We start from the raw sequence: 21,671 nt of genomic DNA, 5'->3' as shown, positions 1-21,671 counted from the left end.
GCAACGGTCGGCCGTTCGGCGAACGATGGATACCGCGCGCGAGCAACGCATCCTGAAGTTCTCGATCGGGGTCACCCTGGCGGTCAGCGCGGTCGGCTTCATCGGTGGCCTGCTGGTGGGATCGCAGGCCATCCTGTTCGACGGCGTGTACAGCCTGGTCGATGTCGCCCTGACCCTGGTGTCGTTGTCGGTGCTGCGGCTGGTGGCGCGGGAACAGAGCCCGCGCTTCCAGTACGGCTACTGGCACCTGGAACCGATGGTCGAGGCGCTGGGCGGTGTGATCCTGTCGCTGGCCTGCGTGTATGCGCTGGCCAACGCCGTGATCGGATTGACCACGGGCGGGCACGAGGTGAAGTTCGGGCCCGCGTTGTGGTGGGCGGCGTTGCTGAGTGCCAGCAATCTGGCGATGGCGGCGTTCGTCGCGCAGCGGGCGCGGCATCTGCGCTCCGCGCTGTTGTGGCTGGATGTGCGCGGCTGGCTGCTGGGCGGGTTGATGAGCCTGGCGGTGGTACTGGCCTTCGTGTTGGCGCTGGTCCTGCACGGTGGTGAGTGGCATCACTGGGTGCCGTACCTGGATTCGATCGTGCTGGCGTTGATCAGCCTGGCGGTGTTGCCGGTGCCGGCGCGGGGTGCCTGGAAGGCCATGCGCGAAGTGCTGCAGGTGGCACCGGATGATCTGGACCGGCGCGTGCAGCGGGTGATGCAGGCGTTCGTCGCCGAGCGTGGCTATGCCGGTTTCACCAGCCATGTGGCGAAGATGGGGCGGATGCGCTTCATCGAGATCCACGTGCTGGCCGACCCGGCCACGCCGCTGGGTTCAGTGGGCGAGGTCGATGCGATGCGTGACGAGATTGCGATGCGGCTGGATGCACGGGGCAGCACGTTCTGGTTGACCATTGATTTCACCGCAGACCCAGCGTGGACGTGACCACGCTTCTGTAGAGTCGAGCTTGCTCGACTGCTTCTGGTCGGTGGAAGTCGAGCAGGCTCGAGTCCTCGGGAACGCGCGATCGTTGCGCGTGGCAGACCGGTCTGTTGCACCGGATCCATTTGACCTCAACCGGAGTTGAGGTCACAGACTGCCGGCATCCCCCACGAGGCGCGCGGCATGAACCTGCTGACCACACCGGACCTCAGCCATGGCCTGATGGAACTGTTCAATCCACCGGGCCTCTACGATCCTTCGGCCAACGGCTACTCACACGTGGCGGTGGTGCGCCTGCCGGCACGGGTGATCCATGTCGCAGGGCAGGGCGGCGAAGATGCCCAGGGCCGCCTCTCGCCCAGCTTCGAAGAACAGGTCGGGCAGGCGCTGGATAACCTGCAGACCGCGCTGCGATCGGCGCAGGCAAGTCTGGCCGATGTGGCGCGGCTGCGCATCCTGGTGGTCGACCACGATGAGGACCGGCTGGGCATCATTGCCCACCAGGTGCGACGGCGCTGGCCGAACCGCGCGGCGCCCACCTGCACGCTGATCCCGGTGCCGCGACTGGCGTTGGACGGCATGCTGTTCGAGATCGAGGCGGAGGCCTACGCCGCCTAGCGCAGGTAGTACTCCACCGGCACCACCAGTTCCTGCGGTGCCTTCAGTTCATCGGGAATGGGCGGCAGCGGCTGTGCGCGACGGAAGGTCTGCAGCGCAGCGTCATCGAGCATCGGCTGGCCACTGGACTGCTCCAGCCGCAGCGCCAGCAGGCGACCTTCGCGGTCGATGCTGGCCCTGACCCAGGCAGTGCCCTGCTGCCGGCGCGAGCGCGCGGCGGCAGGGTAATAGCGGTAACGCTCCAGCCGCGCCATCAGGCGGGCTTCCCACTGGTCGCTGGCGGCGCCGGCCTGGAAGTCCGCCGGTGGCGCGGCTGGAGCGGGCGGCGCGGCCGTGATCGATGCCGGTGCGGGACTTGCATCGGTCGCGGCCGCAGGCGGGGCGACTGGCAGCGGCTTTCGACCCGTCCCGCCCGTTTCGCTGGCGGCCAACTCGCCCTCGCGCGCGGCGGTGGGCTTCGGTGGCGGGGGCGACTTTGTCGGTTGCGATGCACGCGCCTGCTGCGCCTGGGTGGGGGTATCGGCCTGGCGCTCCTCTACGGGCTGTGGCGGCGTGGCCGGTGCCAGCAGGCGCAGGCTGATGCGCACGTCCTGCTCCGGCGGTGGCAGCATCGGCGGCATTGCAACCCAGTGCACCAACAGCAGCAGGGGCAGCAGGTGCAGGACGACGGTGATCACGATCGCCTGCCAGTGTTGGCCGCGCTCACTCATCGTCCAGCACCCACAGCAGATCGGCATCAGCAGCACCGACGGTTTCACCCGGCGAGGCCAATGCGATCACCAGCGCAGGCGTATCCGGTGGCAGGTAGCCCGGCACCCCGGTGCCGCGCAGCACATGCCAGCGACCGGCTACCAGCAGCGCGGGTGTGGGTGCTGCGGTCAGCACCTGTGCCATGCGCGTGTCGCGGGCCTGTTGCACGGCCAGCATCCCTTCCAGCATCGGTGCCGCGTCTGCGTGCTGGGCCAGTACCACATCCGACAGGCGTTGGCGGGCGGCGGCCACCGGGAACCGCACCGCATCAGCGGACGCCAGGTGGGCGTTGACCTCGACGCGCGCGAGATTGCCGCCGAACAAGGGGATGCCGGCAGCGGTGGCGTCCTGCACCAGCCCGCCGTAGGCGGTCCACGGCCATCGTGTATCCCAGCCCAGCAGCTCCTGCAGGCGTGCACCGTCGGCATGGTTGCCCTTGGCCAGCCAGCGCTGCACCCGCTGCAGGCGCGGCTGGCGTTCGCTGGCAATCATCTCCAGCACCAGCGCGCCTTGTGGACGCTGCTGCTGCAGCGCGTGCAGCAGCCAACGCTGGGCAGCGTGGTCACCGGCCAGGTCGTGGCGTTCGCCCAGCAGCAGTCGCGGAGCGTTCGCTGCGCGCTTCACGAACGCAGCTTCGTCCAGGGTCTGGCCGCTGGCGAGGTCCAGCACCTTGCCGGGCATCGGCTGCGCGCTGGTCATCGACGCGAGCGCGAGCAGGCACAGCGGCAGCCAGCGACGGCTAGAACGCCACATTGACGCCCATCGAGACGGTACGGCCACGGCCGTTGCCGCGGTCCAGGATCGGACTGAAGATGCTGTCGATCGAGGCATTGTTGTCATAGGCCTTGTTCTGCAGGTTTTCGATGTTCAGCCACAGCGTGGTGTTGGCCTGCGGCTTGAAGCTGGCGTAGAAGTCCAGCAGCACGCCGGTGCCGCCGGTCTTGCGGGTCTGGAAGAAGTCGTAGCCCTCCTCGGTCGGACCGGAGTACTCGGCGCGCAGGCCGGCCTGCACGCGCTGCTGCCACCAGCGGCCGCCCACGTCCAGCGTCCAGTAGCGGTCGGGCAGGGCGGTGATGTCTTCCAGGTTGACGAACTCGATGGCCGGCGCACTGGTGCGCGAGCGGGTCCAGCTCAGCGTGGCGTGGTAGTGCTCGCTGGCGTAATGGGCTTCCAGTTCGATGCCGCGCATGCGCACCACGCCGGGGTGGTTCATCCAGCGCGTGGTGGCGCTGAAGTCGTCGGCGTCAAGCACATCGGTCCAGGCATTGAGCTGCGGATCGCTGTCGATCGGCACCACGAACGGTTCCACTTCCGGCGGATGCACGATCAGCAGGTACTGCGGCTTGATGTAGTCGCGGATGCGGTTGTCGAAGCGGGTGACCCGCAGTTGTGCCAGGTCACCGTCGACCAGCAGCGAGTCGGTGCTGAGGTTGGCGCCGAACTGCAGGTTGCGCGAGCGCTCGCGGCGCAGGAACGGATTGGCGCCGATGCCGTCGGCGACGCTGGCGTCCTCCAGCGGGATCTTCTCGAAGAACATTTCCTGCACACGCGGCGGCCGCGACGTGCGCGAGACCTCGGCGAACAGCTGCAGCCAGTCGGTGGCCTGCAGTGAAACCGCCAGGCTCGGGCTGAGTGCGCGCTCTGTGCGACGCACGTCGATGTCGCCGCCATTGATCTCCGCGCACTGGCCGGGCACATCCGAGCACACCGGGATGTGACCACGGATGCCGAAGCGGTCCTGGCGCAGTCCTGCGGTCAGGGCATAGATGTCGTACTGCAGCTCCAGCGTGCTGAACACACTGTCCAGCTGGCTGCGACCCTGCGGGTTGGCACCGCGCAGGATGGGCGTATCGGCCACATAGATGTCCGATTGGTGCTTGATGCCGGTGTTCCAGCGCGCCTGCAGTGCACCGATGTCGAAGCGGCTGGTGTTGTCCACGGTCCAGCTGCTCAGGCTGCTGTGGGTGCGGCGGCCGATGTAGCTGGAGTCCTCCACCGGGGGGTAGAACAGCCGGGTCTTGTTGCTGGCGAAGGTCGCACGCAGGTCGATCCACGGCGAATAGGGTGTGTAGTGGTAGCTGGCGCGCTGGTTGCGCGCGGAAATCTGCCACGGATAGTTGTGGTAGAAGTCGTTTTCGTAACGCATGTGGCTCAGGTCCAGTCGATGCTGGTCGCTGGGCTGCAGGCGCGCCTTCAACAGCCAGCTGCTGGGCTGCTGGCTGCCCGGATCGGCGTTGTTCTTCTGCCCGCGTGCGGTCGCGTATTCGCTGCTGCGGCTGCTGCTGGCGGCGGCCAGCAGGCCGAACTGGCGGTCGCCACCCTCTTCGCTGTGGCGCCAGGCACCGGCGAAGGTACGGCCACTGCCGTAGCCGTTGTTGCCGTGGCGGTAGCCCGTACGCAGGCCCCAGTCGCGTCCCTCGCCGAGCAGATCGTCGATGTCCAGCGTGCGGAAGTTGGCACTGCCGGCCAGCGTGCCGGCGCCATCACCACCGGCGACCGCACCGCGCTGCACGTCCACACCGGCCAGCAGGAAGGGATCGACATAGGCGAACGGGCCGCCCGAGCCGTGCCCGGCATTGTTGCGGAAGGTCTGGGTGACACCGTCGATCATGGTGTTGACCCGGCCGGCACCGGTCATGCCGCGGATGTTGACCTGCAGGCCCGGCTGGCTGCGCGAATGGAAGCTGTGGGCGCCGGGCATCGAGCGCAGCAGGCTGTTGCCTTCCTGCCGTTCGGCCATCGCCACACGCTCGCTGCCGACCGAGGGCGCAAAGCCATCACGGGTGGCGGGTACGTACTGGCTGGCGCCGGTGCCCGGTGCCTGACCGTGTGCGGTAGTACCCTGCACCCGCAGCGGGCCAGTGCGACGGCTGCCATCGGCGCGTTCAGTCGGCGCCGGCTCCAGGGTGGCACGACGCGCATCGACGAAGCGCGGGCGCAGGCCGCTGCCTGCCAACAGGCGCGACAGGGCCTGCGCATCGTCGAAGTCACCGCGCAGCGCAGGCGCCGAATGGCCAGCGGGCAGCGCCGCGCCGATCACCAGATCGACTCCGGTCAGCCGGCTGTAGGCGTCCAGCGCGGCCGCCAGCGGTTGTGCGGGCAGATTGTAGGTACGGGTGGCGGTCTGTGCGTGGGCACTGCCGGGCAACAGCGGAAGGGCACTGGTACAGGCCAGCGACAGGGCGAGGACAAGGGGGCGGGGGCACAGCATCGGGGGCTCCAGGGGCAGACGCAGAGCGTCGTCATCCTGGGTAGACGCAGCCGCAGGCCGGATGTCAGGGTCCATCACGCTGTTCCCTGCGTGGCGGCAGCCACACCTGTATGCCCGCGCCGAGGCGCAGCACGCGCACCTGCAACTGAGTGGCCAACTGGTCGCGGTTGCCGGCCGCACCGTCGGCACTGCCAAGCAGGGTGACCGGCTGCTGGCGCAGCTGCTCGCCGACGACCCACGTGTGCCCGCCATGCCAGCGGTCCAGGCCCTGCGTGACGTCGGCCAGTGGGGCCGAGACCCAATGCAGGCGCCGCTCGCGCCAGGCCAATGCTCCGGGGGCGGTCGTTGTTGCATGGGCTGTTGCCTGCCCATCGAAGCGCAGCTGTTCGCCGTGGTCAGCCAGCATGCTGACGTTGCCGCTGTCCACGCGCACGCGATGCTCGGTAACGGTGACCACGCTGCTGTTGCCCTGCACGGCAAGATCGAATGCGGTCCCCAGTGCAGTGACGGTGCCCTGTGGGGTATGCACCTGGAAGGGCCGGTCGGCATCGGCGGCGACCTGGAACCAGGCCTGGCCGCGCTGCAGCTGGAGCTGGCGGCGCTGCCCATCGATGCGCACCTTCACTTCGCTGCCGGGTGACAGCAGGACATGCGAGCCATCCCGAAGGGTCTCCTCACGGATCTCGCCAGCGGCCGTTCGCAGGACCTGCGCTACAGGCGGCGACACATGGCGGCTGTAGAGACCCAGCGCGCACAGCAACAGAACCGCAATGCCGGCTTCGCGCAGGCGACGGCGTTGCCTGCGCTGCTGTTGCCGCTGCAGGCTGGGCAGCGTCGCACCGGCCTGCCACAGGTGTTGCAGATGCTGGTACTGCGCAGCATGGCGAGGGTCGGCCTGGTACCACTGCTCGAACGCGTTCTCGTCGCGGCCACCGTCGTGCCCGTCCAGCCACCAGCGTGCAGCTTCGCGCGCGATCGCGTCCAGGCTCATGCGCCGGGCACCTGCTGCAGGGCGACCAGTGCGCGCAGCAGATGGCCGTGCGCGGTCTGCCGGCTGATGCCGAGCTGGCGCCCGATCTCGGCCAGCGCCAACTGTTCAACCCGCGCCAGCAGGAACACCTGGCGAGAGCGCGGTGGCAGCGCGGCGATGATCGCGTCGAGGTGGCGCAGCTGTTCGGCGTCGAGCAGTCGCTGCTCGGGCAGCGGCGCAGGATCGGCGATGGCATGCAACTGCGTGTCATCCAGCGCTTCTTCGCGACGGCGCTGGCGTTGCCGGTAATGGTCGGCAATCAGGTTGTGGGCAACACGGTACAGGTACGCGCGGCCATTGCTCAGCAGGCCACTGGCGGCGACCTTGACGACACGCAGCCAGGTTTCCTGGACGACGTCATCGGCGTCGCTGCGTTGCGGGAGTTTGCGGCGGACATGGGCGTGCAGCGGCCGGTAATGGGCCGCGCACAGCTGCGCGACATCCGTCGGTTCGACAGGCGTGGACACGGGGCGGGCGACAACTGGGAAAGGGAACAGCCCGCGGCGGCAAGGGCAGCGGCTGCACCTTACAGCAAAAGAGAATCATTTGCATCTTTGGTGCGAGCGCAGTCCGCATGAGCCACCGCGGCGTCAGCGGGGACGATAATCGCAGTGGATCTGCAGGGCTTCGGTGGGATTGTGATGCAGCACGAAGCCGCAGTGCTGCAGGCTGCGCTTCGCTCGTGCGACTGGCTCGGCATACCGGGCGACGCGGCGGTGCTGCCAGCGCGGCGGGGTGAACACGCCCAGGGGCAGCAGCCGCAGCCGCTCGCCGTGCAGTACCAGTGAGACATCGACATGACGGCCATCGATGTCGTGGCCGTTGGCGCCGAAGATGGCGTCGACTTCATCCCGGCGCTGCGGATAACAGGCACGGAAGAGGGTGATGCCGAGCTGACGCACCAGGCGGCGGAAGCCACCGAGACGGCTGTGGCTGGGTTCGAAGCCACGGGTGAGCAGTAGCCGCAGCCCCACAGGCAGCATTGCCTGCGCGTCGAGCAGGCGTTGCAGTACCTCTTCTTCCAGTTGGATGCGGGTGGAGGGCCAGCGCGGGGCGATGAGCAGTCCGTGGTAGTTGCCGCGTTGCAGGGTCAGCATCGGTGAAGCTTCGCACGCGGCCGAACAGCCGGGGTAGTGCCGGCCGCTGGCCGGTAGATTCGAATGCCGGCCAGTGGCCGGCACTACCGTGACGATCGTCAGAGATCGCGGTACTGGATCTGCGAAGCCAGTACGCGCAGGCCGTCGGCATTGCTGGACAGGATGCGCTCTTCGCCAACACCTTTCTGCCGTTTCAGCTGGAAGCCCTGATCCGCAGGCAGTTGTGCGGCGATGGCGTCCATGCGCTGCAGGGCATCAGGGCCGCTGCAGTCGAAGTGGCCCCAATAGACGCCATCGCGGTGGATCTGCAATCGATAGTTCATTGCGGTGTCTCCGGCAGGTCCTGCAGCCAATGGTCGAACATCGCGGTGGCGGCCGCGGCCAGTGGTGCGCCATAGCGACGCGCCTGCGCGCGCAGGTCGTTGGGATCGATGACGGCCTGGGCCAGCTCCAGCGTGTGGCCGACCAGCCAACGCTCGAACTGGCGGGCGTCCAGTTCCGGATGGCATTGCAGGGCCAGTGCGTGGTTGCCGATGGCGAAGGCCTGGTGGCGGCAGGCCGGCGTGCTGGCCAGGCGGCGTGCACCGGCCGGAAGGTCGAACGCCTCACCATGCCAATGCAGTACCGGAATGCCCTGCAGGGCCTGCAGCGGTGAACGCTGGCCTTCATCGGTCAGCAGCAGTGGCGCAAAGCCGATTTCCTTGCCGCCGCTGGGAGCGACACTGGCACCGAGTGCACGCGCCATCAGTTGTGCACCCAGGCAGATGCCCAGGGTTGGCCGCTGCTGCTGCAGCCGGCGCTGCAGCAGGGCGATGCTTTCGGTGACGAAGGGATAGGTCTCTGTGTCATTGGCACTGATGGGGCCGCCCAGCACCACCAGCAGGTCGGCCACTTCGGCCGGATCGAGCGCATCGACGCCGGCCTGCAGCACCTGCAGCTGCCAGCCTTGTGCCAACAGCAGAGGCTGCAGGGTGCCGAGGTCTTCGAAGGCGACGTGTTGCAGAACGACTGCGTGCTTCATGCCGGGGCTCCGCTGTTCGGCCAGTAGAAGCTGTCCGGGGTGGCGCGGGCGCCGAAGATGGCCTGGCCGACGCGGACCACGGTGGCACCTTCCTCGATGGCCACTTCGAAATCACCGGACATGCCCATCGACAGCTGCGACAGGTCAAGGCCGGGCGGGGCGGTGCGTTGCAGCTGGTCGCGCAGTTCGCGCAGGCGCACGAAGCAGGCGCGCACGCGCTCGACGTCGGGGGTGAAGATGGCCAGGGTCATCAGGCCGCGCACACGCAGGCGATCGAAGGCCGGCAGCTGCTGCACGAAGGCCTCGACCGCGTCGGGTTCCAGTCCGTACTTGCTCGGCTCGGCCGAGGTGTTGACCTGCACGAACACATCCAGCCTGCGGTCTTCCAGTTGCAGGCGCTGCTGCAGGGCCTCGGCCACGCGCAGGCTGTCCAGCGCCTGGAACTCGCTGGCAAAGCGCGCTACGTAGCGCGCCTTGTTGGTCTGCAGATGGCCGATCACCGACCAGTGCACGCCCAGGTCGGCCATCGTTTCGGCTTTGCGCTGCGCCTCCTGCACCTTGTTCTCGCCCAGTTCGTGGCAACCGGCGGCCACCGCCATGCGGATGCGGGCGTCATCGACGGTCTTGCTGACCGGCAGCAGGCGCACGCTGGCCGGGTCCCGGCCGACGCGCGCACAGGCATCGGCGATGCGTTGGCGCACCGTGACCAGGTTGGCGGCGATCTGTTCAACGGACTGGGCGATGGGCCAGTCGGCAGCGGCAAGGGGCATGCGGGCACCTCCAATGCAGGGTGGCCAGGGTGGGATACACTGGCACAGGACAAGAGATATTTTGGCATAGGACAAAATGAAAATCACCGGGCATAGCGCTGAGTCGATCTTCGACAGCATCCGCGACGGCATCGGCAAGGGCCGTCTGCCGGCCGGCAGCGTGCTGCCGCCGGTGCGTGAACTGGCCGAGCAGCTGGGCGTGAACCGCAACACCGTGGCCGCTGCCTACAAGCGCCTGGATGCGGCGGGCCTGGCCAGCACGGCGGGCCGCCGTGGCACGGTGGTGCGCGGATTGCCGCCGACGCTGGCGCGCGAGGGCAGTACGCCCGGGCTGGCGCTGCAGGACCTGGCCGGTGGCAATCCGGATCCGCGCCTGCTGCCGAACCTGCGCCTGGCCCCGGCCGCACCACGGCTGTATGGCGTGAGTACGGTCGACCCGAGGTTGCAGGCGCTGGCGCGCGCCTCGCTGGATGCGGACTGTCCGGAGGGCTATGCGCTGGAGCTGACCCATGGCGCGGTTGATGGCATCGAGCGCCTGCTGGCGGCGTGGTTGCTGCCAGGAGACCGCATCGCGGTGGAGGATCCATGCTTCCTCGGCAGCCTCAATGTGCTCAATGCTGTGGGCCACGCGCCGTTGCCGGTGGCGGTGGACGCGCATGGCATGCAGGTCGATTCGCTGCGGCAGGCGCTGGAGGCCGGCGCACGCGCGGTGCTGCTGACCCCGCGGGCACACAATCCGACCGGGGCCAGCCTGGATGCGAAGCGGGCACGGGCGTTGCGGCAGTTGCTGGCGGCCTACCCGCAGGTGGCGGTGCTGATCGACGATCACTACGCGCTGCTCTCGCAGCAGGCCTATCACTCAGTGCTGCCGCTGGATGGCCGGCGCTGGGCGCTGCTGCGTTCGTTGTCCAAACCACTGGGTCCGGACCTGCGGTTGGCCTGGCTGGCCTGCGATGAGGAGACCGCATCGCGGTTGCGGCTGCGATTGGCGTCCGGCACCGGCTGGGTCAGCCACCTGCTGCAGGATGCAGCGACTTCGGTGCTGGCGTCGGCAACGCAGCGGGCGAAGATCGCCTCGGCGGGTGAGCGCTACCAGCAGCGCCTGCAGTCGCTACAGGAGCTGCTGCGCGCGCATGGCATGCCGACGCCGCAGCCGATGGAAGGATTGAACCTGTGGCTGCCGTTGCCGGCGGACAGCCATCCGCAGGTGCTGGCGCTGGCCGCACGCGGCTGGCATGTGCGCGCGGGCGAAGTGTTCGCGGTGGCGGCACCAGGCCATGGTCTGCGCATTACCTGTGCGGCGCTGGGATCGGCGCAGCTGCGGCAGCTGGCCGATGACCTGGCGGCGGTGTGTGGTTTGTAGAGTCGAGCCATGCTCGACTGCTTTTCGATCAGGCATCGCGGCGTTGGAGCGAAGTGCAGTCGAGCATGGCTCGACTCTACATGACCGGTAGTCGAGCATGGTTCGACGCTACAGAAGCAGATCAAGGCGCGGCGTTGGCGCCGGGGCGCACGTAGTAGGACTGGCCGCTGTCATCGACGAACATCAACTCCGGCTTGCCCTGCCAGGAGGTGAGCATGGCGCCGGTGTTGTTCTGGTGCTTGACCATCAGGCTGGCGCCACGGTCCGGATTGGCGACGACCTTGAACACTTCGGTGGTGCCGGTGGCATCGTCCAGGGTGAGCAGGGCTTCGCCGCCGCGGTCGCTGGTGCCGTAGCCGCCGCGTTCGGAGCCGTCGGGGCCGAGCAGGATCAGGCCGGACAGGGCGGTGGCGCGCGGCCCCTGGGTACGGCCCTGGCTGAGCGGATCGGGAACCGGTGCGCCGAGGATTACCCGCGGTTGGCCGCTTGCATCGTGGATGATCAGCCCGCGTGCCTCGATGATGCGCTGTGGCGATTGGCTGCGATGCAGGTTCCAGGCGGTCCAGCCGGAAACAAGCAGGGCGAGGGTCGAGACCACCAGGGTGGTCAGCAGCAGCGCACGGGACATCGGGTCGTCCTTCCTTGGATGTGCCGACGATAGCGGATGCGGACCGGCAATGGCCAGTTCGTTGTGTGACGTTGTGTATCGTCAGTGGAAATCGCGACTGTGGCTGCGCAGTCCCTGCAGCAGTTCATCCAGGCAGTGCATGCGCTGCACGATGACGTGCTGCACGCCATCGACGCGTTCCAGGCGGCCATCGATCTGCATCAGCTGGGTATCGACCAGCACCCGGTGCTGGCGATCGGCCAGGTGCCGCCAGACCACGGCGTTGATCATGCCGGTCTCGTCTTCAAGGGTGAGGAAGGTGACGCCACTGGCGGTCTGCGGGCGCTGGCGCATGCGCACCAGGCCGGCGATGCGCACGCGCCGGCCATGGCCGTGGGCAGCCAGTTGTGCGGCATCCAGGCAGCCACGGCTGCGCAGTTGCGCGCGCAGGAACGAGATCGGATGGCGGCCCAGCGTGGTGCCGGTGCTGCGGTAATCGGCCTGCATGTCTTCCCAGGCGCTGGGCAGCGGCAGTGGCACGCGGGCTTCGGTGGTGGCGCGGGTCTGGTCGAACAGCGGCAACCGGTTTTCCACACCGGAGATATCCCAGCGCGCACGATGGCGATGGCCGCTGAGCCCACGCAGCGCCCCGGCATCGGCCAGCAGGCCCTGCTGGCGGCGGTCCAGAGCGGTACGCTGGCACAGGTCACCCACATCGTCGAACGGGCGCCGCGCACGTTCACGCATGATGGCCTGCACGGCGGGCTCGTTGCAGCCATCGACCAGGCGCAGGCCGAGCCGGATCGCGGCCGGCCCCTTGCTGAAATCCAGCGTGCAGTCCCAGTCGCTGTGGCGCACGTCCACCGGCAGCACGCGGATGCCATGCCGGCGCGCATCCTGCAGCAGCTGGTCGGGGCTGTAGAAACCCAATGGCTGGCTGTTGATCAGGCTGGCGGTGAACGCGGCCGGGTGATGGCACTTCAGCCAGCAACTGTTATAGGTCAGCAGGGCGAAACTGGCGGCGTGACTTTCCGGAAAACCGTAGTCACCGAAGCCCTTGATCTGCTCGAACAGATGCTCGCCGTACTCGCGGCTGAAGCCGTTATTGAGCATGCCGGCCAGCAGCTTCTCGCGATGCGGTTCCAGGCCGCCACGGCGCTTCCATGCCGCCATCGAGCGGCGCAGGGCATCGGCCTGGCCCGGCGTGTAGCCGGCCGCTTCCACCGCCAGCTGCATCACCTGTTCCTGGAACAGCGGCACGCCCAGCGTGCGTGCGAATACGCGTTCCAGCTGCGGTGGGTAGAGCGGGTTGTCCGGGGCGTTCAACGCGTCCGGTCCCTGTTCGCGCAGGATCCGGCGCCGCTCCAGATAGGGGTGCACCATGTCGCCCTGGATCGGGCCAGGGCGCACGATCGCCACCTCGATCACCAGGTCATAGAACGTGCGTGGCTGCATGCGCGGCAGCATCGCCATCTGTGCGCGCGATTCGATCTGGAACACGCCGATGGTATCGGCGGCGCAGATCATGTCGAAGGTCTTTGCATCCTTGGGCGGGATCGCGTCCATGCGTCCTTCATGCAGGCCGTGCTGCTTCAACATCGCCAGGCATTTGCGGATGGCGGTGAGCATGCCCAGCGCCAGGCAGTCGACCTTCATCAGGCCGGTGGCATCCAGATCGTCCTTGTCCCACTGGATGACGGTGCGGTCGGCCATCGCCGCGTTTTCCACCGGCACCAGGGTCGACAGCGGATGCTCGGAGATGACGAAACCACCCGGATGCTGAGACAGGTGGCGCGGGAAGTCGATCAGTTCATTGGTCAGTGACAGCAGCCGCCGCATCAGCGGCGTGTCCGGGTCGAAGCCGCGCTCGCGCAGGGTTTCCGGCAGCGGGATGCTGCCACCCCAGTGGTCCATCGCCGCGCCGAGTTCGTTGACCTGGTCCATCGGCAGGCCGAGCGCACGGGCGACGTCGCGGATCGCGCTGCGGCCACGGTAGCTGATTGCTACTGCGGTCAGTGCGGCGCGCTCGCGGCCATAGCGCTTGAACACGTACTGCAGCACTTCCTCGCGGCGCTCGTGCTCGAAGTCGATGTCGATGTCCGGCGGCTCATTGCGCTCGGCGGAGATGAAGCGTTCAAACAACAGATTGCTGCGCGCAGGATCGATCTCGGTCACGCCCAGCACAAAGCACACCGTCGAATTGGCCGCCGAGCCACGCCCTTGGCAGAGGATGTCCTGGCTGCGCGCGAAGCGCACGATGTCATGCACGGTAAGGAAGTAGGAAGCGTAGTTTTTCTCCCGGATCAACGCCAGCTCATGTTCGATCTGCTTGCGCTGTGCGTCCTTGATGCCTTCTGGCCAACGCCAGGGAATCTTTTCTTCGACCAGCTCGCGCAGCCAGCTGTCCGGGTCATGCCCCTCCGGCACCAGCTCGCGTGGATAGGTGTACTGCAGCTGTTCCAGGGTGAAGTGGCAACGCTCGGCGATGCGCAGGGTCTCGGCCAGCAGTTCGGGCGGATACAGCTGGGCCAGCGCGGTACGCGGGCGCAGGTGGCGCTCGCCGTTGGGAAACAGGCGCCAGCCGGCCTCGGCCACGCTGCAGCGGTGGCGGATGGCGGTCAGTGTGTCCTGCAGGGCGCGGCGGCGACGCACGTGCATGTGTACATCACCACTGGCCACCAGCGGCAGGTGGTGGCGTTCGCCGAAGGCCTGCAGCTGCTGCAGGCGACGCGCGTCGTCATGCTCATGGTGCAGCTCCACCGCCAGCCACAGCCGATCATCGAAGCTGGCGCGCAACAGTTCCAGATCGGTGGCCGCTGGTTGCCGGTCCAGCCACAGGCACAGCAGGCCCTCGGGCAGGCCGAGCAGGTCCTCGCGCAGGCAGCGGTATTCGCCCTTGGCCGCGCGCCGCCGGCAGGTGGTGATCAACTGGCACAAGCCGGCGTAGGCGGCCTGGTCGGTGCACAGCAGGGCCAGCTTCGGCCCGTCCTCGACCTGGAATTCGGCGCCGACGATCAGCGCCACGCCATGCGTCTTCGCCGCCTGCCAGGCGCGCACGATGCCGGCCAGCGAGCATTCGTCGGTGATCGCCAACGCGCGGTAGCCCTGGCCAGCGGCGCGCGCGAACAGTTCTTCGGCGATCGAGGCGCCACGCTGGAAACTGAAGGCCGACAGGCAGTGCAGTTCGGCGTAGCCGGGCAGTTCGTTGTACATGACGGCTCAGCCGAACCAGCCGTGCAGCATCCACGGCGCATGCGGATCATTGCGGTCACGGAAAGCCCAGCCGCGCTGGCCATGCGCGGTTTCCACCACGTAGTAATCGCGGCGCGCATCGGCCTGGTCCCACCAGCCCGATTCGATCCGCTCCGGCCCGGTGACGATGCGCAGGCGCGGATCACGCAGCGGTTGTGGGGTATCCAGCAGCCAACCGGGGCGCAGTGGCCAGTATGCCGGTGGCTTGGCCGCAGGCTGGGTGCCGCTGGCGCGCTCGGGGCGGTGGTCGGCCTGCACCGCCAGCGGCTGCACGGCGTCATCGCCGAGCCGAGCGCGCAGGCGCTCGCGCAGCTGGTTCCAAGGCATCGCCTGCGCCGGCCGGGTATCGAACAGGTCACGCGCTGCGGGCACGAACGGTGGCAGTTGCTCGGCCTGCAGGCGCAGTGCGCGGCTGCCGGCCGGCAGGGCGAAGGCTTCCATGCGGTTGCGTGCGATCTCGAACAGCAGCGTGGGATCGCGTTCGGGTGCCAGCAGGCCGATGGTCAGCACGCTGGCCGGCAGCAGGTCGTGCTCGAAATGCAGGTCGAAGCGCTGCACGCCGCCATCGCGCGAACACAGGAACGCGGCCAGGTCCAGCAGCAGGCGACGCAGCGGGAACAGCAGGGCCTGGCTGGATTCGATCTCGTATTCGAATTCGATGCGCGCATCGAAACGGTCCGGTGGCTGGTAGTAACGCAGTGGCGCGGTGGGCAGGCCACGCAATGCGTCCAGCTGCTGCAGCACCTCGGGGGCGAAGCGCCGGGCCAGGCTGTCGCGCGGCAGTTCGAGCACCGCACCCAGCGTGCGCAGACCGGAACGACCGAGCACGGTCACCGCTTCGCTGGGCAGGCCGCAACGCGGCAACGGCAGCTGCGCCAGTGCCGCTGGCAGCTGCTGCGCATCGATGCCGAGGCCGTCGTGGACGTTGGCCAGCACGCGCGCGGCATGCGCGGTGGGTGCGGCCACCAGGCGGTGGCGGAAACCAAGCTCATGCAGTTCGCCGCGCAGGCGCTTTTCGATCGTCAGCCAGTCACCGAACAGGGCGCGACTGGCGCCGATCTCCATGACCAGCGCGTGCGGAAAATCGAGGCTGACCTGCGAGCTGTAGGCGTAGGCCCAACTGGCCAGCAGCTGCCGGGTGTGCTGTTCGGCGTTCGGGTCGTAGTCGTGCAGGTACATGTCCTGCACCAGCACCTGTGCGGCCGACAGCAGCATGCCCGGGCGCAGTCCCGCTGCGCGTGCCGACGGGCTGACCGCTCGCAGCACGCGACGCTGCGCCGGCCCCTGCAGCAGCACCAGTGGCCGCTGCGGGTCCGGCTGCAGGCGCAGCACGCTGTCCAGTGCCAGCTGCGGCAACAACAGGCAGGCCCAATGCATGACGCGGCCTCAGTGGGCGATGGCCAGTGGCAACGGCTGCGCCGGTGGCAGGCCGCCACGGCACTTCAGCACCCGTACCTGGCCGTGGTCGAGCTGCAGGCGCAGGCTGGCCGGGGAGGGGTTGCGCGCTGCCTGCGCCTCGCGGAACACGAAGCCCAGGCACTGGCCGCTGTCGGCAGCCACCTGCAGCCGGCGCAGTGAGCGGTCGTCGGCCTGGTGTGGCCAACACAGCACCGCCGCGCAGGCCGCAGAGCGCAGGCACTGTTCGGCGGCCCACAGCGCCTGTTTCGGTGCGGCGTGGATGATCTGCAGCTGGGCCAGGTCCAGCCCGGCAGCCGCCCAGGCCGGGGCATGCGGGCGGTAGGGCGGGGCGACCAGCACGATCGGGCGGTCGCGCTGGCTCAGCTTCGCCAGCGCCGGCCAGACCAGCGCCAGCTCGCCGACGCCGGGCGCGGCCTGTAGCACCTCGCACAGCCCGCTGGCCGGCCAGCCACCGCCGGGCAGGCGTGCGTCCAGCGCCGGATGGCCACTGGCCAGGTGGTCGCTGGCCGGCCCCTGGCGGGCTGGGCCGCGCCACAGCTGGCGCCCGTCCAGCAGCCGGTCGAGGGCGACGACAGCACCCATCAGCCGGTCCTCCAAGGGAGGCGCCGATCGGGCTGGAAGCGGCAGGAACGGGCGGAAACGGCAGGCATGGCGCGAGTATCGACGGGCCGGTATCAGGGGCTGAGACCGGACATGCTACTCGCCTTGTGAGTAGAATTACTAATGAAATCGGAAGGTCGGGTTTCAGGTTGCTGAAGGGGTAAAGGAGTGCCGACCAAGGTCGGCACCCACCCGGTATGGGACGGAATGCCGACCAGGGGCGGCACCCCGCAGGCCCCGGTTACGGGCGGACCGGCAGCGCCACCGGGCGCAGCGGCGCGGCATCGCCGCCGCGGATCTTCAGCGGGCCACCGATGAAGGCGAACTCATAGACCTTGTCGCGGGCCAGTTCGTCCAGCGCCACCAGCTCGATGATCGGCGCGCCCTGCTGGGCCAGCAGGTAGGTGTGCAGCGGCACGTAGTCGTCGGACACCTCCGAGGGGAAGGTCTCGAAGCTGAGGTTGTCGGCGCCGACGATCATCGCGCCGCTGTCCTCCACCAGGAAGCGCGCCGCGTCCAGGCCCATGCCCGGCGGGTTGGCCATGTAGGCCTTGGGCTGTTCGAACAGGCGCATGCGGCCGGTGCGGATCAGCACCACGTCGCCCTGCTGTAGTTTCACCTGCTGGCGTGCCAGCGCATCCTTCAGGTCCTGGCGGGTGACGCGGTAGCTGTCCGGCAACATGTCCACGCCCTTGGCGCCGGCCACGTCGATCAGCACGCCACGCGCGATCAGCGGCGGGAATTTCTCGATGCCGGTGACGTTCCAGCCACGGTCACCGAGGTGCTTGTCGGCCTCGAAGCCGTTCCAGATCTTTCCGTGGATGCCGAAGTGGTTCAGTGCATCGATGTGGGTGCCGGTGTGGCTGTACATCGAGAACGCGGTGCCGGTGTAGCTGCGGGTGAGGTTCATGGTTTCACCCACGCCCATCGGGTCGTCCATCACCGTGCCGCGCGGGGTGTGGGTCATCCAGAACTGGTAGTGCGGGTCGCCGGCATCCTGCCAGCTGGGCATGCCGACGTAGTATTCGGTGGCCAGGTCATAGGCCTTGCCGCCGCTGACCCGCGACAGGATCGCCGCACGCGAGGCCTCGGTGATCAGGTTGAGGCGGCCGATCTCGTCCTTCGGCCCCCAGGGGCTGGTGCCGACCTGCTGGCCGGAGGGAACGCGTTCGTGCGCGGACACGGTGGTGGAAGCGGCGGTGCCGGCCAACAGCAGGGCCAGCGCGGTGGCCAGGGTACGTGAGGTCATGGGGAATCTCCTTGCAGGGTGAGGGACGGTGCGGCTCAGGCCGCGACCAGGTGCGCCAGGGCCTGGCGCAGTTGCGGCAGCGGCAGGGTCTGCAGGCGCAGGCCGTTGCCGCCGATCACGGTGGGAATGGAGCGGATGCCGAGGGTCGCGGCTTCGGCACGGTCGGCCTGCACGCGCTGGCGCACTGCGTCGCTGCGCATGTGGTCAGCGAAGGCGCCACGCGGGTGGCCCAGTGCTTCGGCGATATCCAGCAGTACTTCGGCATCGCCGATGTTGCGGTGCTGGTGCAGGTGCGCCCACTGCACGGCATCGAACATCGCGCCATGGGCGTCGTTGCCACCGAGCATGCCGGCGGCCTGGCAGGCCAGTGCGCCGAGCCAGCCGGACGGATACTCGAAGTCCTGTGCGCGCATGCCTTCGATATCGATGCGCGCGGTGTCTTCATGCGCGGCGCAGTCGGTCCAGTGGCGCAGGATGATCGCCTTGGCGCGCTCCATCGAGCCGAACACCTCGACCATCTGCGCGCGCGAGTCCTGCAGCACGAAGCTGCGGTGACGCACCTGGATGCCGAGTTCGGCGGAGACCTGCTGCAGGCGCGGGGCCAGCACGAAGCACCAGCCGCAGACCACGTCGTGGAAGAAATCGACCACCGGCGCGGCGGTGGCGGGGGAAGGAACGGAAGACATCTGCCTGCCATCGGTGAGAGGGGAGGCGGCAGATTAGGCAGCGCTGCGTGGCTGAAACAGCACGCCGCGGGCAGCTCAGTTTTCGCTGGCGGTTACGAATCGAGGCCCGCGCAGCCGGGCAGCTCGGCGTGCAGGAAATCGATGAAGGCACGCACCTTGGGCTGCAGGTGGCGCGAGGTGGGATAGACCGCATGCACGAAGCGTGGCGGATAGCGGTGGTCGGGCAGCACCTGCTGCAGTTCGCCTCGGGCCAGCGCCGGTGCCGCCAGGAACGAGGGCAGGGCGCCGATGCCCATGCCGGCCACCAGCAGGTCGCGCAGCAGCAGGCTGTTGTTGACGGTGACGCGCGCCGGCAGGGTGATCGTTACCTGCCCATCAGGGCCAAGCAGCGGCCAGCTGCCGGGCGAGTCGGACAGGCTGTAGGCCAGCACGCTGTGCGCCTGCAGATCGTCCACCGCCTGCGGTGCCGGATGCTGCTTAAGGTAGGACGGAGCCGCGCACAGCACCTGCTGCAGCGAGGCCAGGCGGCGCGCTACCAGCCGCGAGTCGTCCAGCTCGGCACGCAGCCGCAGCGACACATCGAAACCTTCGCCTACCGCATCGAGCAGGCGGTCTTCCATCACAAGGTCCAGCGACAGCTGCGGATGCTGCTGCAGGAAGCGTGGCAGCAGCGGCGACAGCGTGCTCAGCGCGAATGATTGCGGTGCATTGACGCGCAGGCGCCCGGCCACGTCGCCGCGCTGTTCGGCGATGCCACGCTCCAATGCATCCAGCTCGTCGAGCAGGCGGCAGCATTCGCGGTAATAGGCGTGGCCGGTCTCAGTCAGGCTCATGCGCCGCGTGGTCCGCTGCAGCAGCACCACGCCCAGGTGCGCTTCCAGGGTGCGCAGCTGCTTGCTCAGGCCGGCCGGCGACATGCCCAGGTCTTCGGCGGCGCGGGCCAGCCCGCCGCGTTCGACGATGCGGCGGAAGGCACGCATCAGGTTGAAGGAATCCATGCCGGTCCCGGGCGCGATGAGGGCGCCATTGTAGATCCACGCCATGCCTGGATGTGGGAAACGTGGTGCCGTCCACGATGGTCATCCACTGGGGAGCGCGCTGGGTTGCGCCGTTTGTTCAAGCCGGCGCCCCATACGCGGCGCCAGCATGCAGGCCCCTTACTTTCCGGATTGCCCATGAAGCACTGGATGCTCCGCCTGTATGCCCCGTTGTTCCTGCTGGGTTTCGTTGCCGCCGCCGTCGCCTGGATCGGCCACCTCCACGGCGACCCACTATGGCTGCTGGCCTTGCTGGCGGTTGCCATCGCGGTCTCGTTCGCTGCCGAACGTGCTTGGCCGTATGACCCCGCGTTCAACCACGATCACGGCGACAGCCTGCGTGACACCCTGCATGCGCTGGTCAACGAGAGCCTGAACCTGCTGTCGATCGCGGCGGTGCCACTGCTGGCAGCCATCATTCCGTGGCAGGTCTGGCCGCTGCAGTGGCCATTCGCGCTGCAGGTGCTGCTGGCCGTCATCTGCGCCGATCTCGGCATCACCCTGGTGCACTACGCCAGCCATCGCATCGGCTGGCTGTGGCGGTTGCACGCGGTGCATCACAGCGTGACCCGCATGTACGGTTTCAATGGCCTGATGAAACACCCGTTGCACCAGGCGGCCGAAGCAGTGGGTGGCGTGCTGCCGCTGCTGCTGTTGGGCCTGCCGATGCCGGTGGCCGCGGTGCTGGCGTTCGCCATTGCCATCCAGCTGCTGCTGCAGCATTCCAACGTGGACATGCGCCCCGGCGTGCTGGGCCGGGTGATGGCCTGGGCGCCGCTGCACCGCTTCCACCACATGCGTTACGGCACCGCCGGCGACGTCAACTTCGGCCTGTTCCTGACTGTCTGGGATCACCTGCTGGGGACCGCCTTCGATGCGCCCGGCTATCGGCTGCAACAACGCGACCTCGGCATCGGCAGCCAGCCGGACTATCCGCGCGATTATCCCGGACAGCTGCTGGCGCCGTTCCGCGAACTGCCGCATGGCGAGGTACCGGAGCTGCCGGAAGGTCTGCGCAGGCGCGGATGATGGGGCGTGTCAGGCCGCGTGCAGCTGCAGGCCCTGCAGCTGCGCGGCACTGATGCCGAACATGCGGCGCAGGCTGCGCGACAGATGGGCCAGGTCAGCGAATCCGGCCGCGTGCGCGCTGTCGGTCAGGCTGTGCCCGCGCAGATGATGCATCAGTGCGCTGCGCAGCCGTTGCCACAGCACCCAGCCGCGCAGGGTCACCGCCAGATCGGACTGGAAGCGTCGATGCAGCTGGCTGGTCGACAGATGTGCCGCCTCGGCGATATCGGCGGCTGGCACCGGCCCGGGCAGGTGCTCGGCGATACGGGACAGCGCGGCCTGCACGCGGCGGTCCAGCGGTTGCGGGCGACTCAGCCGTGCCAGCCAGTCGTGCAGCCCCAGCGCGTTGCCCGGCAGCGCGTGCAGGTGCTGCTGGATCTGCCCGGGATCGGCATGCGCGGGTTCGAGGAACACCGTGCAGCCCGCTTCCGGCGCCGACAGGATTGCGTGCGGCTGGAATGACGGCAGCCACAGCCGTTGGCCCTGCTGCCGCACGCCATCAACCTCGACCTGCCAGGGCGCGGCTTCGCTCAGCAACAGTTGATGGGCGTAGTGCGCGTGCGTATCGCTGCCACCGGCGTGGCCCTGCAGCACGGCCACGTGAGCATCCAGCAGCAGCGTGCCATTCCAGGGCAGGGCGGGAGAGGACATGGAGGAATTGTAGATCCACGCCATGCGTGGATGAATCTCCGTCGGAATGGAATATCTGGAGATCCGATCCCGTGCCGACCAACGGTCGGCACCGAAGAACATCCACGCATGGCGTGGATCTACTGCAGATTGCGGCGAATTGTCCAAGGCGGGGTGGGGGGGGGGGGGGGGGGGGGGGGGCCCAGGGTGGCGCGCGAGGGGGGACACGGAAGGGCGAGCGCCGGCCCCCCCACACCGGCCCACCCCCCCCCCCCAACCGCTCCCCCCGGGTGGTTCGGCGGGGTCGGGTGGGGCGTCCAGACAGGGTGCCGCACGTC

The 21,671-nt window shown here is 68.4% G+C and carries 21 protein-coding genes; 4 read left to right on the top strand and 17 right to left on the bottom strand.

What is annotated here, in order from left to right:
• Nucleotides 1-25 precede the first annotated feature (25 nt).
• The gene (locus tag AC5O77_RS17925) at nucleotides 26-928 is read left to right on the top strand and encodes a cation diffusion facilitator family transporter (RefSeq protein ID WP_478056764.1); all 903 of its coding nucleotides are present in this window, start codon (nucleotides 26-28) and stop codon (nucleotides 926-928) included.
• Between the two features lie 180 nt (nucleotides 929-1,108).
• Entirely contained in the window at nucleotides 1,109-1,543 is a 435-nt protein-coding gene (locus tag AC5O77_RS17920) for a RidA family protein (RefSeq protein ID WP_100434884.1), read from the top strand.
• Here AC5O77_RS17920 and AC5O77_RS17915 read toward each other — a convergent pair.
• From AC5O77_RS17915 to AC5O77_RS17875, 9 genes are all read right to left on the bottom strand, one after another.
• Nucleotides 1,540-2,253 carry an energy transducer TonB family protein gene (locus tag AC5O77_RS17915; protein WP_478056763.1) on the bottom strand — a complete coding sequence of 238 codons (714 nt, stop codon included), beginning with the start codon at nucleotides 2,251-2,253 and terminating at the stop codon, nucleotides 1,540-1,542. The two genes, AC5O77_RS17920 and AC5O77_RS17915, sit on opposite strands and share 4 nt — an antisense overlap.
• The gene (locus AC5O77_RS17910; protein WP_478056762.1) at nucleotides 2,246-3,046 is read right to left on the bottom strand and encodes a ChaN family lipoprotein; all 801 of its coding nucleotides are present in this window, start codon (nucleotides 3,044-3,046) and stop codon (nucleotides 2,246-2,248) included. Before AC5O77_RS17910 ends, AC5O77_RS17915 begins: the two co-directional genes overlap by 8 nt.
• On the bottom strand, nucleotides 3,033-5,504 hold the full coding sequence (locus AC5O77_RS17905; RefSeq protein WP_478056761.1) for a TonB-dependent receptor: 2,472 nt from the start codon (nucleotides 5,502-5,504) through the stop codon (nucleotides 3,033-3,035). The genes AC5O77_RS17910 and AC5O77_RS17905 overlap by 14 nt, the downstream gene beginning before the upstream one ends.
• 64 nt (nucleotides 5,505-5,568) lie before the next feature.
• Nucleotides 5,569-6,495: a FecR family protein gene (locus AC5O77_RS17900; RefSeq protein WP_032129372.1), complete on the bottom strand. Its 927-nt coding sequence runs from the start codon at nucleotides 6,493-6,495 to the stop codon at nucleotides 5,569-5,571.
• Entirely contained in the window at nucleotides 6,492-7,001 is a 510-nt protein-coding gene (locus tag AC5O77_RS17895) for an RNA polymerase sigma factor (protein ID WP_032129371.1), read from the bottom strand. Before AC5O77_RS17895 ends, AC5O77_RS17900 begins: the two co-directional genes overlap by 4 nt.
• A 123-nt stretch (nucleotides 7,002-7,124) precedes the next feature.
• Nucleotides 7,125-7,631, bottom strand: coding sequence for a hypothetical protein (locus AC5O77_RS17890; protein ID WP_478056760.1), 507 nt, complete (start codon nucleotides 7,629-7,631; stop codon nucleotides 7,125-7,127).
• A 98-nt stretch (nucleotides 7,632-7,729) separates the two neighbouring features.
• A complete protein-coding gene (locus AC5O77_RS17885; protein WP_032129370.1) occupies nucleotides 7,730-7,954 on the bottom strand; it encodes a hypothetical protein in 225 nt (74 codons plus the stop codon).
• Entirely contained in the window at nucleotides 7,951-8,652 is a 702-nt protein-coding gene (locus AC5O77_RS17880) for a glutamine amidotransferase (RefSeq protein ID WP_478056759.1), read from the bottom strand. The genes AC5O77_RS17885 and AC5O77_RS17880 overlap by 4 nt, the downstream gene beginning before the upstream one ends.
• Nucleotides 8,649-9,422: a YggS family pyridoxal phosphate-dependent enzyme gene (locus tag AC5O77_RS17875; protein ID WP_478056758.1), complete on the bottom strand. Its 774-nt coding sequence runs from the start codon at nucleotides 9,420-9,422 to the stop codon at nucleotides 8,649-8,651. Before AC5O77_RS17875 ends, AC5O77_RS17880 begins: the two co-directional genes overlap by 4 nt.
• A gap of 76 nt (nucleotides 9,423-9,498) precedes the next feature.
• Here AC5O77_RS17875 and ptsJ point away from each other — a divergent pair, with 76 nt between their 5' ends.
• On the top strand, nucleotides 9,499-10,785 hold the full coding sequence (gene ptsJ / locus AC5O77_RS17870; RefSeq protein ID WP_478056757.1) for a MocR-like B6 salvage transcription factor PtsJ: 1,287 nt from the start codon (nucleotides 9,499-9,501) through the stop codon (nucleotides 10,783-10,785).
• Nucleotides 10,786-10,906: 121 nt separating this feature from the next.
• Here ptsJ and AC5O77_RS17865 read toward each other — a convergent pair whose 3' ends face one another.
• From AC5O77_RS17865 to AC5O77_RS17835, 7 genes are all read right to left on the bottom strand, one after another.
• Nucleotides 10,907-11,413, bottom strand: coding sequence for a hypothetical protein (locus tag AC5O77_RS17865; protein WP_012511394.1), 507 nt, complete (start codon nucleotides 11,411-11,413; stop codon nucleotides 10,907-10,909).
• Between the two features lie 81 nt (nucleotides 11,414-11,494).
• Nucleotides 11,495-14,605, bottom strand: coding sequence for an error-prone DNA polymerase (locus AC5O77_RS17860; RefSeq protein ID WP_494507029.1), 3,111 nt, complete (start codon nucleotides 14,603-14,605; stop codon nucleotides 11,495-11,497).
• Between the two features lie 6 nt (nucleotides 14,606-14,611).
• Nucleotides 14,612-16,021, bottom strand: coding sequence for a Y-family DNA polymerase (locus AC5O77_RS17855; RefSeq protein WP_100434879.1), 1,410 nt, complete (start codon nucleotides 16,019-16,021; stop codon nucleotides 14,612-14,614).
• A gap of 9 nt (nucleotides 16,022-16,030) precedes the next feature.
• Nucleotides 16,031-16,645 carry a translesion DNA synthesis-associated protein ImuA gene (gene imuA / locus AC5O77_RS17850; protein WP_012511391.1) on the bottom strand — a complete coding sequence of 205 codons (615 nt, stop codon included), beginning with the start codon at nucleotides 16,643-16,645 and terminating at the stop codon, nucleotides 16,031-16,033.
• A 259-nt stretch (nucleotides 16,646-16,904) separates the two neighbouring features.
• On the bottom strand, nucleotides 16,905-17,912 hold the full coding sequence (locus tag AC5O77_RS17845; RefSeq protein WP_049422824.1) for a cyclase family protein: 1,008 nt from the start codon (nucleotides 17,910-17,912) through the stop codon (nucleotides 16,905-16,907).
• Nucleotides 17,913-17,947: 35 nt separating this feature from the next.
• Nucleotides 17,948-18,598, bottom strand: coding sequence for a DsbA family oxidoreductase (locus AC5O77_RS17840; RefSeq protein ID WP_121503545.1), 651 nt, complete (start codon nucleotides 18,596-18,598; stop codon nucleotides 17,948-17,950).
• 92 nt (nucleotides 18,599-18,690) lie between these two features.
• Nucleotides 18,691-19,641 carry a LysR family transcriptional regulator gene (locus AC5O77_RS17835; RefSeq protein WP_478056754.1) on the bottom strand — a complete coding sequence of 317 codons (951 nt, stop codon included), beginning with the start codon at nucleotides 19,639-19,641 and terminating at the stop codon, nucleotides 18,691-18,693.
• A 132-nt stretch (nucleotides 19,642-19,773) separates the two neighbouring features.
• Between AC5O77_RS17835 and AC5O77_RS17830 the strand changes: the two genes are divergently transcribed.
• Nucleotides 19,774-20,664, top strand: coding sequence for a sterol desaturase family protein (locus tag AC5O77_RS17830; RefSeq protein WP_478056753.1), 891 nt, complete (start codon nucleotides 19,774-19,776; stop codon nucleotides 20,662-20,664).
• Between the two features lie 9 nt (nucleotides 20,665-20,673).
• On the opposite strand, the gene AC5O77_RS17825 is transcribed toward AC5O77_RS17830, so the two are convergent.
• Nucleotides 20,674-21,378: a helix-turn-helix domain-containing protein gene (locus tag AC5O77_RS17825; protein WP_478056752.1), complete on the bottom strand. Its 705-nt coding sequence runs from the start codon at nucleotides 21,376-21,378 to the stop codon at nucleotides 20,674-20,676.
• Nucleotides 21,379-21,671: the final 293 nt, after the last annotated feature.

The organism is Stenotrophomonas sp. INTA L402-1, from assembly GCF_059295135.1.
Note: the sequence above shows the minus strand (reverse complement) of the source record. Positions and strands in the feature narration are given on the sequence as shown.

Excerpts from the sequence above, each read along its gene's own strand:
- AC5O77_RS17865 (WP_012511394.1), bottom strand. The coding sequence starts at position 11,413 with ATGTCCCGTGCGCTGCTGCTGACCACCCTGGTGGTCTCGACCCTCGCC.
- AC5O77_RS17915 (WP_478056763.1), bottom strand. The coding sequence starts at position 2,253 with ATGAGTGAGCGCGGCCAACACTGGCAGGCGATCGTGATCACCGTCGTC.
- AC5O77_RS17905 (WP_478056761.1), bottom strand. The coding sequence starts at position 5,504 with ATGCTGTGCCCCCGCCCCCTTGTCCTCGCCCTGTCGCTGGCCTGTACC.
- AC5O77_RS17830 (WP_478056753.1), top strand. The coding sequence starts at position 19,774 with ATGAAGCACTGGATGCTCCGCCTGTATGCCCCGTTGTTCCTGCTGGGT.
- AC5O77_RS17835 (WP_478056754.1), bottom strand. The coding sequence starts at position 19,641 with ATGGCGTGGATCTACAATGGCGCCCTCATCGCGCCCGGGACCGGCATG.
- AC5O77_RS17840 (WP_121503545.1), bottom strand. The coding sequence starts at position 18,598 with ATGTCTTCCGTTCCTTCCCCCGCCACCGCCGCGCCGGTGGTCGATTTC.
- AC5O77_RS17860 (WP_494507029.1), bottom strand. The coding sequence starts at position 14,605 with ATGTACAACGAACTGCCCGGCTACGCCGAACTGCACTGCCTGTCGGCC.
- AC5O77_RS17885 (WP_032129370.1), bottom strand. The coding sequence starts at position 7,954 with ATGAACTATCGATTGCAGATCCACCGCGATGGCGTCTATTGGGGCCAC.
- AC5O77_RS17875 (WP_478056758.1), bottom strand. The coding sequence starts at position 9,422 with ATGCCCCTTGCCGCTGCCGACTGGCCCATCGCCCAGTCCGTTGAACAG.
- AC5O77_RS17880 (WP_478056759.1), bottom strand. The coding sequence starts at position 8,652 with ATGAAGCACGCAGTCGTTCTGCAACACGTCGCCTTCGAAGACCTCGGC.
- ptsJ (WP_478056757.1), top strand. The coding sequence starts at position 9,499 with ATGAAAATCACCGGGCATAGCGCTGAGTCGATCTTCGACAGCATCCGC.
- imuA (WP_012511391.1), bottom strand. The coding sequence starts at position 16,645 with ATGGGTGCTGTCGTCGCCCTCGACCGGCTGCTGGACGGGCGCCAGCTG.
- AC5O77_RS17825 (WP_478056752.1), bottom strand. The coding sequence starts at position 21,378 with ATGGCGTGGATCTACAATTCCTCCATGTCCTCTCCCGCCCTGCCCTGG.
- AC5O77_RS17925 (WP_478056764.1), top strand. The coding sequence starts at position 26 with ATGGATACCGCGCGCGAGCAACGCATCCTGAAGTTCTCGATCGGGGTC.
- AC5O77_RS17890 (WP_478056760.1), bottom strand. The coding sequence starts at position 7,631 with ATGCTGACCCTGCAACGCGGCAACTACCACGGACTGCTCATCGCCCCG.
- AC5O77_RS17900 (WP_032129372.1), bottom strand. The coding sequence starts at position 6,495 with ATGAGCCTGGACGCGATCGCGCGCGAAGCTGCACGCTGGTGGCTGGAC.
- AC5O77_RS17855 (WP_100434879.1), bottom strand. The coding sequence starts at position 16,021 with ATGCATTGGGCCTGCCTGTTGTTGCCGCAGCTGGCACTGGACAGCGTG.
- AC5O77_RS17910 (WP_478056762.1), bottom strand. The coding sequence starts at position 3,046 with ATGTGGCGTTCTAGCCGTCGCTGGCTGCCGCTGTGCCTGCTCGCGCTC.
- AC5O77_RS17845 (WP_049422824.1), bottom strand. The coding sequence starts at position 17,912 with ATGACCTCACGTACCCTGGCCACCGCGCTGGCCCTGCTGTTGGCCGGC.
- AC5O77_RS17920 (WP_100434884.1), top strand. The coding sequence starts at position 1,109 with ATGAACCTGCTGACCACACCGGACCTCAGCCATGGCCTGATGGAACTG.